Annotated in this window: 12 protein-coding genes; 5 read left to right on the top strand and 7 right to left on the bottom strand. The window is 58.4% G+C overall.

The window, feature by feature from the left end; all coding sequences use genetic code 11:
- Positions 1-59: 59 nt before the first annotated feature.
- The 5 genes from AC1DRJ_RS11970 to AC1DRJ_RS11950 all read right to left on the bottom strand — a co-directional run bounded on the left by AC1DRJ_RS11970 (position 60) and on the right by AC1DRJ_RS11950 (position 5467).
- The gene (locus AC1DRJ_RS11970; protein WP_477802330.1) at positions 60-686 is read right to left on the bottom strand and encodes a helix-turn-helix transcriptional regulator; all 627 of its coding nucleotides are present in this window, start codon (positions 684-686) and stop codon (positions 60-62) included.
- An 89-nt stretch (positions 687-775) separates the two neighbouring features.
- Positions 776-1903, bottom strand: a complete 1128-nt coding sequence (locus AC1DRJ_RS11965) for an NAD(P)/FAD-dependent oxidoreductase (protein ID WP_477802329.1) — start codon at positions 1901-1903, stop codon at positions 776-778.
- A gap of 238 nt (positions 1904-2141) precedes the next feature.
- The gene (locus tag AC1DRJ_RS11960; RefSeq protein WP_477802328.1) at positions 2142-3089 is read right to left on the bottom strand and encodes an ornithine cyclodeaminase family protein; all 948 of its coding nucleotides are present in this window, start codon (positions 3087-3089) and stop codon (positions 2142-2144) included.
- Between the two features lie 137 nt (positions 3090-3226).
- Positions 3227-4714 carry an ATP-dependent RNA helicase RhlB gene (rhlB, locus tag AC1DRJ_RS11955; RefSeq protein WP_477802327.1) on the bottom strand — a complete coding sequence of 496 codons (1488 nt, stop codon included), beginning with the start codon at positions 4712-4714 and terminating at the stop codon, positions 3227-3229.
- A gap of 96 nt (positions 4715-4810) precedes the next feature.
- Positions 4811-5467 (bottom strand): alpha/beta hydrolase, encoded by a 657-nt coding sequence (locus AC1DRJ_RS11950; protein ID WP_477802326.1) that lies wholly within the window; start codon positions 5465-5467, stop codon positions 4811-4813.
- Between the two features lie 466 nt (positions 5468-5933).
- On the opposite strand from AC1DRJ_RS11950, the gene AC1DRJ_RS11945 reads away from it, so the two are divergent.
- The 4 genes from AC1DRJ_RS11945 to AC1DRJ_RS11930 all read left to right on the top strand — a co-directional run bounded on the left by AC1DRJ_RS11945 (position 5934) and on the right by AC1DRJ_RS11930 (position 10095).
- Positions 5934-6965 carry an amino acid ABC transporter substrate-binding protein gene (locus AC1DRJ_RS11945; RefSeq protein WP_477802325.1) on the top strand — a complete coding sequence of 344 codons (1032 nt, stop codon included), beginning with the start codon at positions 5934-5936 and terminating at the stop codon, positions 6963-6965.
- 65 nt (positions 6966-7030) lie between these two features.
- On the top strand, positions 7031-8212 hold the full coding sequence (locus tag AC1DRJ_RS11940; RefSeq protein ID WP_477802324.1) for an amino acid ABC transporter permease: 1182 nt from the start codon (positions 7031-7033) through the stop codon (positions 8210-8212).
- A 10-nt stretch (positions 8213-8222) separates the two neighbouring features.
- Positions 8223-9320 (top strand): amino acid ABC transporter permease, encoded by a 1098-nt coding sequence (locus AC1DRJ_RS11935; protein WP_477802323.1) that lies wholly within the window; start codon positions 8223-8225, stop codon positions 9318-9320.
- Between the two features lie 10 nt (positions 9321-9330).
- Positions 9331-10095 carry an amino acid ABC transporter ATP-binding protein gene (locus AC1DRJ_RS11930; protein ID WP_477802322.1) on the top strand — a complete coding sequence of 255 codons (765 nt, stop codon included), beginning with the start codon at positions 9331-9333 and terminating at the stop codon, positions 10093-10095.
- A gap of 65 nt (positions 10096-10160) precedes the next feature.
- On the opposite strand, the gene AC1DRJ_RS11925 is transcribed toward AC1DRJ_RS11930, so the two are convergent.
- Together AC1DRJ_RS11925 and AC1DRJ_RS11920 are read right to left on the bottom strand one after the other, a co-directional pair.
- Positions 10161-10649 carry a type II toxin-antitoxin system MqsA family antitoxin gene (locus AC1DRJ_RS11925; protein WP_477802321.1) on the bottom strand — a complete coding sequence of 163 codons (489 nt, stop codon included), beginning with the start codon at positions 10647-10649 and terminating at the stop codon, positions 10161-10163.
- A complete protein-coding gene (locus tag AC1DRJ_RS11920) occupies positions 10646-10957 on the bottom strand; it encodes a type II toxin-antitoxin system MqsR family toxin (RefSeq protein ID WP_477802320.1) in 312 nt (103 codons plus the stop codon). The genes AC1DRJ_RS11925 and AC1DRJ_RS11920 overlap by 4 nt, the downstream gene beginning before the upstream one ends.
- A 165-nt stretch (positions 10958-11122) precedes the next feature.
- On the opposite strand from AC1DRJ_RS11920, the gene AC1DRJ_RS11915 reads away from it, so the two are divergent.
- A complete protein-coding gene (locus AC1DRJ_RS11915) occupies positions 11123-11782 on the top strand; it encodes a FadR/GntR family transcriptional regulator (protein ID WP_477802319.1) in 660 nt (219 codons plus the stop codon).
- Positions 11783-11917: the final 135 nt, after the last annotated feature.

Below are 11917 nucleotides of genomic sequence, written 5' to 3'. Positions count from 1 at the left end.
GCGGTCGAATGTGRGAGCGGGCTTGCTCGCGAAGAGGCCAGATCAAGCACCCTCAGAACCTAGCCCTTCAACTCCTTCAAATGCTTGTAAACCGTGGCCCGTCCCATGTTCAGCACATTGGCCACATAGTTCGATGCGCTCTTGCCCTTGAAAGCGCCTTCGGCATGCAGCGCCAGCACCAGTTCGCGTTTGTGGTCGCGTGTCAGCAGGTTCAGACTCAGTTGACGTTCGCGCAGCCAGGCGTGCAGGAAGGTGTTGATCCGCTCCTGCCAGTCATCCCGAAACAGTGAGTCAGGTTGCGGGATCAGTTTGCTGGGCGACAGGAACAGGTCGAGCGCCGCTTTCGCATTTTCGAACAACGAAATGTTCAGGTTGACGCACAGGACCGCGAGCTTATGACCTTCGCTGTCGCGCAACACCGTGCTCAAGCTGCGAATCTTCTGACCATCCCAATTGAGCTTTTCGTACGGCCCGATGTTGGTTTCGCTGACATCGTCGCTGAGCATGTCTTCCAGCGCCGCGTCATCGCCGATTTCGCGTTTCGACAGGTTGTTGGCGATGTAGTCGATCTTTTGCGTGCGCAGGTCGTGCAGCACCACCTCGGCATGGGGGAAGAACAGCGTGGCGATGGCGTCGGCAATCGCTCGGTAATTGTCCAGCGCCGGGTCTTTTTCAGGTGCGTTCATACAGTGGAGCTCCAGGCAGCGTCAGCGCCCCGCAAAAGGGGCGCTGGAAGTTTGCCGTAATCGTGTGGGCACGTCACCTGAGCAGGCGATCAGCCCAGGCGGGCGGGGGAGAGCATGCCGGCGTCCAGCCCGAATCGCGTGAGCTGCTCGGGCAAGTTTTCACCGCGTACCAGCGCAGCGCTGGCCTGGCCCATGGCCGGTGACGTCTGGATGCCGTAGCCCCCTTGCGCCGCGACCCAGAACAGGCCGGGCACATGCGGATCGAAGCCGGACAGTAAATCACCGTCGCTGACAAAACTGCGCAACCCGGCCCAGGTTCGGGTCGGGCGGCGGATGGTCAGGGTGGTGGCTTCTTCGATCTGGTAAATGCCCATGGCAATGTCCAGTTCTTCTGGCTGTACGTCGTGCGGTTCCACCGGGTCGGCATTGGCCGGCGAGCCGAGGAACATGCCGGCGTCGGGTTTCATGTAGAACGATTCGTCGAGGCTGACCAGCATTGGCCAATGATGGATGTCCACAGCCTCAGGGCCGGCGAAGATGAAGGCCGCACGGCGCTTCGGTTGCAGGCCCAGCGGTCGGGCTCCGGCCAGTGCGCCGATTTTGTCAGCCCAGGCACCGGCGGCGTTGATGATGATGGGGGCGCTGAACGTCTGGCCGTTGGTGGTGACCTGCCACACACCCTCGGCATCACGGGTGAGGCCGAGCACTTCGGTGTCGGTGACGACTTCGCCTTTGTTGCGACGGATGCCGCGTAAGTAACCCTGGTGCAGGGCATCGGTGTCGATGTCGCTGGCGGTCGGGTCATAGATCGCGCCATGAACTTTTTCCCGGCGCAGGATTGGCATGCGCGCGCAGGCTTCGTCGGCACTGAGCAGTTGCATCTCGGGCACTGTGGCTTTGGCGCTGAGGTACTGATTGTTCAACTCGGCGGGGTCGCCAGTGAAGTCCACGGTCATCTCGCCGCGTGGCGTCAGCAGCGGGTGTTCGCAGAAGCCGGCGGGCGGGGCGTCGAAGAAGTCGCGACTGGCCTGGGTCAACGCCCGAACCTGCGGTGTGCCGTAGGCGGCGGTGTACAGCGCGGCGGAGCGTCCGGTGGAGTGATAGGCCGGATGCGATTCGCGTTCGAGCACAATCACCCTGGCCTGCTCCGACAGCCAAAAGCCGGTGGAAGCCCCGGCAATCCCACCGCCGATGATGATGAAATCTGCCTGGCTCATGAACGTCTCCTTTTGAGCGTAAATGCCAATGGTATCGGTCCCCCCTGTGGGAGTGAGCTTGTGTGGCGAGGGGGCTTGCCCCCGTTGGGTGGCGAAGCCACCCCAAAGTCAGCGTATGCGGTAATACAGAAAAACCGCATTCGATGAGTTTGCGACTGCTACGCAGCCGAACGGGGCGATGCGGCGTTCCGACAAGCCCCCTCGCCACACAGGCTCGTTCCCACAGGGGGTCATGGTGTTAGTGCTGCAGTTGGTAGATGGCATTGGCCAACGCGATGTCTTCCAGGCCCAGGCCGATGGAGCGGAAGAACACCGGCCGGTCGTAGTCTGGACGTTCTACCTTGCCACTCAACAGATCGGGCAGGTCGCCGAGAATCAAGCGCTTGTCCCAGCCATGTTGTTCGCCTGCGATCAGCATCTCACCCGCCGAGCCCGGCGTGGTCAGGCGATAGTCACAGAACACTTGCATGTCATTGAGGCTCTGCGGTGGCACTTCGTGGGCGCGTGGGGCGTTGGTGCTGATGGAGGTGATCAGCGCCGGTTTGCTCAAGCTTGATGGATCGATCACCGGGCCTGCAGACGAGGTGCACAGCATGATCACGTCGGCGTCATGAATCGCCGCTTCGCGACTGTCGACGATGGTCAGGCGCGGGTCGAGGTTGTTGATCTGAGCCAATGCTTCGGGATGCTTGTTGCTCAGGCTCGGCGAATACAGAGTAATGCTTTGCCAGTCACGCAGATTTTTGACGTAGTGCAAATGCGCCTGGGCGACATTGCCGCTGCCGATGATCGCCAGACGCTGCGCTGCCAGCGGAGCGAGTGCATCGACGGCCACCGCGGTGGTTGCGGCCGTCCGTGCGGTGGTCAATTCTCCAGCATCGCAGAGCAACAATGGCTGACCGGTCTGCATCGACATCAGTAGGGTCCATGCGGTAACCAGTGGGCCTTGTTCGCGCACGATGTACGGCGAGGTTTTAACCCCGTAGACACCGTCTTGCGCCAGCACGCCGAGGTAGTTGATGAAATCGCCAGCGCCCTGAGGGAATTCCACCAGTTGCTGCGCCGGTTGTACGGCTTGGCCCTCCGCCAGGTCGCGAAACAGCTTGCGCAGGATCTGCGGCACGTCGACTTTCGCCAGCAGCTCGCGGGCCTGAGATTGGGTGATCACGTAAGGCGTACTGGGCATGGCCGACTCCGGGCACTGATTTAAACTAATTTGTCCATTATGGACTTTTAGTTGTCTTGAGCAAGCTCTTGTAAAAAAGCGAGGCGAAAAAAAAGCGCAGTCCGTTTCCGGCTGCGCCTCTTTTCGCAAATTCCCGGTTACGGGCGTTTGCGCTCAACCGCCCTCAGTAGATGCGTCGGTGGTGTTTCACAGCTGATCTTGCGACCCAGCAACGCCTCGATGGACGGTAGCTGGTAAGAGTCATCTTCACCGGCGAAGCTGATGGACACGCCATCGGCGCCTGCACGACCGGTCCGACCGATACGGTGTACGTAGTCGTCCGGGACTTCCGGCAGGGTGAAGTTGATCACGTGGCTGATGCCGTCGATGTGAATACCGCGACCGGCAACATCGGTGGCGACCAGTACGCGAATCTTGCCTTCGCGGAAACCTTCCAGGGTCTTGATGCGCTTGTGCTGCGGCACGTCGCCGGACAGTTGCGCGGCGTTGACGCCATCACGCACCAGGCGTTCTTCAATGCGCCGTACTTCATCCTTGCGGTTGGCGAACACCATCACCCGCTCCCAACCGTTGTCGTTGATCAGGTTGTAGAGCAGTTTGTACTTGTCGGCACCGGCGACGGCATAGATGTGCTGCTCGACGTTTTCGCTGGCCACGTTTTGCGATTCGATCTCGACGATCGACGGCTCGGTGGTCCATTGCTTGGCGAGGTTCATCACGTCTTCGGTGAACGTCGCGGAGAACAGTAGCGTTTGACGCTCGTTCTTCGGCGGCGTCTGGCGAATGATCTGACGCACTTGTGGGATGAAACCCATGTCGAGCATCCGGTCGGCTTCGTCGAGCACCATGACTTCAACCATGTCCAGGTGCACGTCGCCGCGCTGGTTGAAGTCGAGCAAACGGCCCGGGGTGGCCACGAGGATGTCGCAGTGACGGGCTTCGAGGTGCTTGAGCTGCTTGTCGAAATCCATGCCCCCGACAAACGTCATGACGTTGAGGCCGGTGTATTTGGTCAGGTCGGCAGCGTCCTTGGCGATCTGCACCACCAGTTCGCGGGTGGGTGCAATGATCAGCGCGCGCGGTTCACCCATGTAGCGTTCTTTCGGCGGCGGGGTTTCAAGCAGTTGGGTAATGATCGAGATCAGGAACGCGGCCGTTTTGCCGGTGCCGGTCTGGGCGCGACCGATGGCGTCCTTGCCCGCCAGGGTGAAGCCAAGCACTTGCGCCTGGATCGGCGTGCAGTACGGGAAGCCCAGGTCCTGGATGGCGTGCATCAGTTCCGGGGCGAGTTTGAAATCGTGGAAGCGGGTTTTGCCTTCCTGGGGTTCGACTACGAAATCTTCGAGTTTCCAGGGTATGACGGGTGCCTTGGGCTTGGGTTCGCGACGCGGTTTTGCCGGTTTCGGCGCTTCGCTGCGCGGTTGTTCAGAGGCAACGACCGGGGCAGGCTGGATGGCCGGTGTAGTCATCGGCTCGGGTTTCGGTGCCGCTGCGGTGGCGGTCCGGCCAGGCTGATTACCGTCGGTACGGTGGCTTGGAGTATGAGACGGAGCGCTGGGAACTGGCGCGAGCTGCTCAGTCTCGCTTTTACCGAACATTTTCTTGAGTGCTTTGAGCACGGTCATCTCATCAATTGGTTAAGGAATGTACGCCGGCCAGTGTAATGCAAGAATCGGGCGCGGCGTAGTGGGATGATCAATGGGCAGCGTTTCGCATCACAGTTAACGCAAGCGCTCGGCAAGCCAGACGCCGATGTCGCGAATCTCTTCGGGTAACACTTCGTGGCCCATTGGGTATTCTTGCCATGTCACGGTGACACCACGCTGCTTTAAATGCTCGTAAGCGCTGCGACCCATGGAGTTCTGCACCACGTCATCGTATTGACCGTGCAAAGACAGCACGGGAATACGCTGCTGGCTGGCGGAAAGTTCGAGTGCTTCGCTGAAGGTCGGCGCGTAAGTGGAGAGGGCAAGTACGCCACCCAACGGCCCCTGCCATTTCAGGAAAGCGGTGTGTAATACCACGGCGCCGCCTTGGGAAAAGCCTGCGAGAAAGATTCGCGAGGCGTCTATTCCGCTGGCTTTCTGCTCTTCGATCAGATTTATAACCCGTTGCGCCGAATCTTCCAGCTGTTCGCGGTTGATTGCACGTGCCGGGCTCATGGCCAATATGTCGTACCAGCTCGGCATCTCGTAGCCACCATTAATGGTGACGGCGCAGGTCGGCGCTTGAGGCAGAACAAAGCGGGTGGTCAGCAGGCCTTCCTGCAGCGCTTCAGCGACCGGCAGGAAATCGTAGCGGTCGGCGCCCAGGCCGTGCAGCCATATAACGCAGGCGTCTGCGGGCTTTACGGGTTCAAGAATAAGGGGCTCGGTCATGGCTGCTCCATTGTTGTGCGTGCGCGCTCATTGGGTGCGAGGTTCGAGTACGCGCATGGTTGATCAGTTAAGAAGTTGTCGCAAGGCTACAAGTTTTGCTATTGACCTGTCGCGCAATTGCTTCAAAGGACGGTCTGGTACGGGCTTTGCTAAGGGGAAAAGGTGCAACCCATCTCGCGCCTTGCGGTAACACTATCAGTGTACTGCTGGCCGCGGGATTGCAAAGAATCCGGTGATGGATGTTCGCCAGTGGCCGTTACGGGCTTCGCGAACGTGAAAGGGCTACAGCCCGTTCGGCCGATTGGTGAGAAGTGAGTTATCCATGACGTGGATTTTCTCCTACTAGACTCATAGCGCAGGTCCTACGCCGGTTGACCCTAAAAAAAACCAATAAGGGTCGATTACGCCTCAAAAGGGTGCGGCAGGATTGAGCTCCGACACAACAAGAGCAAAACTGGAGGTTTGAATGAAGATGTTGAAATCCACCCTGGCTATCGTGACTGCAGCCGCAGTACTCGGTATCAGCGGGTTCGCTCAGGCGGGTGCAACCCTGGATGCAGTGCAGAAGAAAGGTTTCGTACAGTGTGGTGTGAGTGACGGTCTGCCGGGCTTTTCGGTTCCAGACTCCACTGGCAAGATCGTCGGTATCGATGCTGACTACTGCCGTGCTGTAGCGGCTGCCATTTTCGGCGATGCGACGAAAGTCAAATTCAGTCAGTTGAACGCCAAAGAGCGTTTCACCGCGCTGCAGTCGGGCGAAATCGACATTCTGTCGCGCAACACCACCATGACCAGCTCCCGTGACTCGGGCATGGGCCTGAAGTTTCCTGGCTTTATCACTTACTACGACGGCATCGGCTTCCTGGTTAACAGCAAGCTGGGCGTGAAGAGTGCCAAGGAACTGGACGGTGCAACCATCTGCATCCAGGCCGGTACCACCACGGAGCTGAACGTTTCCGACTACTTCCGCGGTAACGGTCTGAAATATACCCCGATCACCTTCGACACCTCCGACGAAAGCGCCAAGTCGCTGGAATCCGGTCGTTGCGACGTTCTGACTTCCGACAAGTCCCAGTTGTTCGCCCAGCGCAGCAAACTGGCCTCGCCGAAAGATTACGTGGTACTGCCGGAAACCATTTCCAAGGAACCTCTGGGCCCGGTCGTGCGTAATGGCGACGACGAGTGGCTGGCCATCGCGCGCTGGGTTGGCTACGCCATGCTCAACGCTGAAGAGGCAGGCATTACTTCGAAGAACGTCGAAGCTGAAGCCAAGTCCACCAAGAACCCTGACGTTGCCCGTCTGCTGGGTACCGATGGTGAATACGGCAAAGACCTGAAAGTGAAAAAGGACTGGGTCGTCCAGATCGTCAAGCAAGTCGGCAACTATGGCGAAGTGTTTGAGAAAAACCTCGGCAAGAACACTCCGCTGGAAATCGACCGCGGGCTGAATGCTCTGTGGAACAACGGCGGCATTCAATACGCACCACCAGTGCGCTAATGGTTCTATCACCCGGCGGGCCAACCGTCGGGTGATGTTCTGTTCCATTACATCCGGGGCACTTCATGCAAAATTCAATCGGCGCACCAAAGCAGAGGCTCAGCCTCAGCGATCCCAAAGTGCGTGCGTGGTTATTTCAGATCATCACCATTGTGGCGGTGGTCTCGATGGGCTGGTATCTGTTCGACAACACGCAGACCAACCTTCAACACCGGGGCATCACCTCCGGTTTCGACTTTCTTGAGCGCAGTGCCGGCTTCGGCATCGCTCAACACCTGATCGACTACACCGAATCGGACAGTTATGCCCGGGTGTTTGGCATCGGCTTGCTCAACACGCTGCTGGTGACGTTCATCGGCGTGATCCTGGCGACGATCCTCGGGTTCGTCGTTGGCGTGTCACGACTGTCGAAGAACTGGATCATCGCCAAGCTGGCAACTGTTTATGTGGAAGTCTTCCGCAATATTCCGCCGTTGCTGCAAATTCTGTTCTGGTACTTCGCCGTGTTCCTGACCATGCCGGGGCCACGCAACAGCCACAACTTCGGCGACACCTTCTTTGTCAGCAGCCGCGGCCTGAACATGCCCGCAGCGTTGGTTTCAGACGGTTTCTGGCCGTTTGTAGTCAGCATCGTTTTGGCCATTGTCGCCATCGTGCTGATGAGCCGCTGGGCGACCAAACGCTTCGAAGCGACGGGCGTGCCGTTCCACAAGTTCTGGGTCGGCCTGGCGCTGTTTCTGGTAATCCCAGCGCTGTGCGCATTGATCTTCGGCGCGCCAGTGCATTGGGAAATGCCGGAACTCAAGGGCTTCAACTTCGTCGGTGGCTGGGTACTGATCCCCGAGTTTCTGGCCTTGACCCTGGCCTTGACGGTGTACACCGCGGCGTTCATCGCCGAGATCGTGCGCTCGGGCATCAAGTCAGTCAGCCACGGCCAGACCGAAGCGGCGCACTCGCTCGGCCTGCGCAACGGTCCGACCCTGCGCAAGGTGATCATCCCGCAAGCCCTGCGCGTGATCATCCCACCGCTCACCAGTCAATACCTGAACCTGGCGAAGAACTCCTCGCTGGCGGCCGGTATCGGTTATCCGGAAATGGTTTCGTTGTTTGCCGGTACGGTGCTGAACCAGACCGGGCAGGCGATCGAAGTCATTGCCATCACCATGAGCGTGTACCTGGCGATCAGTATCAGCATTTCCATGCTGATGAACTGGTACAACAAGCGCATTGCGCTGATCGAGCGGTAAGGAAAAGCGCATGAGCACTCATACTTTCAAACCTGACATGCCGCCACCGAACCGTAGCATCGGTGTCGTGGCGTGGATGCGCGCGAACATGTTCTCCAGCTGGCTCAACACCCTGTTGACTCTGTTCGCGTTCTACCTCATCTACCTGGTGGTACCGCCGATCCTGCAGTGGGCGATCCTTGACGCCAACTGGGTCGGCACCACCCGCGCCGACTGCACCAAGGAGGGCGCCTGCTGGGTGTTCATCCAGCAGCGTTTCGGCCAGTTCATGTACGGCTACTACCCGCCGGAACTGCGCTGGCGCGTGGACCTGACCGTGTGGCTGGCAGTCATTGGCGTGGCWCCCCTGTTCATCTCGCGTTTTCACCATAAAGCGGTGTATGGCCTGAGCTTCCTGGTACTGTACCCGATCATTTCCTGGTGCCTGCTGCACGGCGGCGTGTTTGGCTTGACCGCCGTGGCGACCAGCCAATGGGGCGGCCTGATGCTGACCCTGGTGATCGCGACGGTCGGTATTGCTGGCGCTCTGCCGCTGGGGATCGTTCTGGCATTGGGCCGTCGTTCGAACATGCCGGCGATTCGAGTGGTCTGCGTGACCTTTATCGAATTCTGGCGCGGCGTGCCGTTGATCACGGTGCTGTTCATGTCTTCGGTGATGTTGCCGTTGTTCCTGCCTGAAGGGATGAACTTCGACAAATTGCTGCGGGCGCTGATCGGCGTGATCCTGTTCCAGTCAGCCTACGTGGCTGAAGTGGTGCGCGGTGGCCTGCAAGCGATTCCAAAGGGTCAGTACGAAGCGGCTGCAGCGATGGGCCTCGGTTACTGGCGCAGCATGGGCCTGGTGATTCTGCCGCAAGCCCTGAAGCTGGTCATCCCTGGCATCGTCAACACCTTCATTGCGCTGTTCAAGGATACAAGCCTGGTGATCATCATCGGCCTGTTCGACCTGCTCAACAGCGTCAAACAAGCTGCCGCCGACCCGAAATGGCTGGGCATGGCCACTGAAGGCTATGTGTTTGCGGCCCTGGTGTTCTGGATTTTCTGTTTTGGTATGTCGCGCTATTCCATGCATCTGGAACGCAAGCTCGACACTGGCCACAAGCGTTAGGAGTTCTGTAATGAGCGAAGCAATCAAAAAGCCAGTGAGCACTGAAGGCATTATTCAGATGCAGGGCCTGAACAAGTGGTACGGCCAGTTCCACGTCTTGAAAGACATCAACCTGAACGTCAAGCAGGGCGAGCGTATCGTGTTGTGCGGCCCCTCGGGCTCCGGCAAGTCCACCACCATCCGTTGCCTCAACCGACTGGAAGAACACCAGCAGGGTCGCATCGTGGTCGATGGCGTAGAACTGACCAACGACCTCAAGCAGATCGAATCGGTCCGCCGTGAAGTCGGCATGGTGTTCCAGCACTTCAACCTGTTCCCGCACCTGACCATCCTGCAGAACTGCACCCTGGCGCCGATGTGGGTACGTAAAATGCCCAAGCGTCAGGCCGAGGAAATTGCCATGCATTACCTGGAACGCGTACGCATTCCGGAGCAGGCGCATAAATTCCCGGGACAACTGTCCGGCGGTCAGCAACAGCGTGTGGCGATTGCCCGTGCACTGTGCATGAAACCGAAAATCATGCTGTTCGACGAACCAACTTCGGCACTCGACCCCGAGATGGTGAAAGAGGTTCTGGATACCATGATCGGTCTGGCTGAAGACGGCATGACCATGCTCTGCGTGACGCACGAAATGGGCTTCGCCCGCACCGTGGCCAATCGCGTGATCTTCATGGACAAGGGTGAAATCGTCGAACAGGCGGCGCCGAACGACTTCTTTGATAACCCGCAGAATGAGCGGACCAAGATGTTCCTGAGCCAGATTTTGCATTGATCGAAATCAGGCGGTGAAATAAACCCGGACAGTGCTCCGGGTTTATTTTTGTCTGGGGTTTGGGGTCAGGACGCCCGTATCGTTTCCTGTTCCGGGAATCGTGCAGCGAGCAATCGCTTCAAGTCGGAACCTTCGTTCATGGCTTGTATTTCAGCCAGCAGGTGAGGATGCCGATCCAGCAGGCGCATCAGCGTGAACAACGCTTGAGGAGGTGGAAGTTCGCCGCGCTCGTAGCGGGAAAAAGCGTTGTGACCAGCGCCCGACAGCAATTTAACAGCGTCTTTTTGTGTGAGGTGCAGTTTGCGTCGGATACGTTTCATCTCTGCTGCCATCACTTGGAAGTAGTTTTCAAGCAATTGATCGCTGGCGTCGGAGTAGCGCTCGGCGCTGTCAGTGTCGTGATCAAATTCGATTTCACCGCAGACCTGGCATTCCCATCCGACGATGTCGTGCACCAGTCGAGCTACCTGTTTGTAGTCGACAGTGAGCGTGCGTCCTTCAAAGTGATGCATACCGTTGTGAGTGCCACAACTGACGCATTGCTGAGTTTTCATTGAATCATCTCCTTGAAGGAGATCACCGGGTGCCCACCGCCGGAGCGGTAAGTCACTTTGATGTAAATCTCCCGATCCTGGAATGCTGTGTGGTACACGTCCTGCCAAACCCGATGATCGCCATAGGTAGTCATCGACTTGTGCAGCATCCGGTACTCCAGCAAGTAAATAATTTGAAGCATCTGACGGATGCTCAAGGACATTTTTCGGCCGCCTTCCCGAGCGGTAATTGTGAATGCCTTGCTTCCCATCCTGAGGACTTCTGCCTTGACCACCGCCAAGTCGTAATGGGGTGTGTTCTTTTCCATAAGAAGCCAAACCCTATCCCTGAAATTACCCTTAAAGGGTAATTTTGACCAATCGAAAATTCCGCTCCTTTTCCTGCCCTTAGACAGTAGGTGGTTGCCGTCCTACACGTAGCTGACTACCATGTCAGAAAATTCATCCTATGATTGGATGAAAGGGCGAATTCCATGTCAGACATTTCTCCATTGACCAAGCGATCCTTGGTCGACCAAGCGCTGGACCAACTGCGCCTGCGCATCAACGAAGGCGTCTGGGTCGTCGGGCAACGCTTGCCCACCGAGCCGGAACTGGCGACCGAGTTAGGTATCAGCCGCAATACCGTGCGCGAAGCCATGCGCGTGTTGGCGTTTTCCGGGTTGATCGACATTCGTCAGGGCGACGGCAGCTACCTGCGGGCCGTGATTGATCCGCTGGACACCCTGAAAGCGCTGTCCCGCTGCTCCCACGAGCAGGCCCGTGAGACGCGGCACATCCTTGAAGTCGAAGCCATCGGGCTCGCGGCATTGCGCCGTACCGATGAAGATCTGCTGGCCTTGCGCGAAGCCTTGGGTGTGAGTGGCAGCCACTACCACGGCGATCTCGACAGTTACATCGCCTGCGACCTGGTGTTCCACCGCCGTCTGGTGGACGCCGCGCACAACCCGACGCTCAGCGAGCTGTATCGCTATTTCTCCAGCGTCGTCGGCGCGCAATTGCGCCAGACCTTGAATGTCACCCCGCGACGTCAGGAAGTGTTCGACCTGCACATCGAGTTGCTGGATGCCGTCGAGCAACGCGACCCGGAACGGGCCAAAGCTTTGTCGAGGCAGTTGATCAATGAACCTTGAAACCGAGAAATCCATGGCCAGCAGCGATCGCAATCTCACTCAACCCAAGCGCACGGCGGAGCTCGAGGAGCTGCTGATCGACGCCGAGGCTGATGACGAACAGGTCCGACGCCGAGGCTGATGACGAACAGGTCC

The organism is Pseudomonas sp. P5_B2, from assembly GCF_056400445.1.
Note: the sequence above shows the minus strand (reverse complement) of the source record. Positions and strands in the feature narration are given on the sequence as shown.

What these genes read in the sequence shown, in the direction of transcription:
- AC1DRJ_RS11930 (WP_477802322.1), top strand. Translation starts at nt 9,331, where the DNA reads ATGAGCGAAGCAATCAAAAAGCCAGTGAGCACTGAAGGCATTATTCAG.
- rhlB (WP_477802327.1), bottom strand. Translation starts at nt 4,714, where the DNA reads ATGACCGTGCTCAAAGCACTCAAGAAAATGTTCGGTAAAAGCGAGACT.
- AC1DRJ_RS11945 (WP_477802325.1), top strand. Translation starts at nt 5,934, where the DNA reads ATGAAGATGTTGAAATCCACCCTGGCTATCGTGACTGCAGCCGCAGTA.
- AC1DRJ_RS11950 (WP_477802326.1), bottom strand. Translation starts at nt 5,467, where the DNA reads ATGACCGAGCCCCTTATTCTTGAACCCGTAAAGCCCGCAGACGCCTGC.
- AC1DRJ_RS11960 (WP_477802328.1), bottom strand. Translation starts at nt 3,089, where the DNA reads ATGCCCAGTACGCCTTACGTGATCACCCAATCTCAGGCCCGCGAGCTG.
- AC1DRJ_RS11940 (WP_477802324.1), top strand. Translation starts at nt 7,031, where the DNA reads ATGCAAAATTCAATCGGCGCACCAAAGCAGAGGCTCAGCCTCAGCGAT.
- AC1DRJ_RS11970 (WP_477802330.1), bottom strand. Translation starts at nt 686, where the DNA reads ATGAACGCACCTGAAAAAGACCCGGCGCTGGACAATTACCGAGCGATT.
- AC1DRJ_RS11925 (WP_477802321.1), bottom strand. Translation starts at nt 10,649, where the DNA reads ATGAAAACTCAGCAATGCGTCAGTTGTGGCACTCACAACGGTATGCAT.
- AC1DRJ_RS11920 (WP_477802320.1), bottom strand. Translation starts at nt 10,957, where the DNA reads ATGGAAAAGAACACACCCCATTACGACTTGGCGGTGGTCAAGGCAGAA.
- AC1DRJ_RS11965 (WP_477802329.1), bottom strand. Translation starts at nt 1,903, where the DNA reads ATGAGCCAGGCAGATTTCATCATCATCGGCGGTGGGATTGCCGGGGCT.
- AC1DRJ_RS11915 (WP_477802319.1), top strand. Translation starts at nt 11,123, where the DNA reads ATGTCAGACATTTCTCCATTGACCAAGCGATCCTTGGTCGACCAAGCG.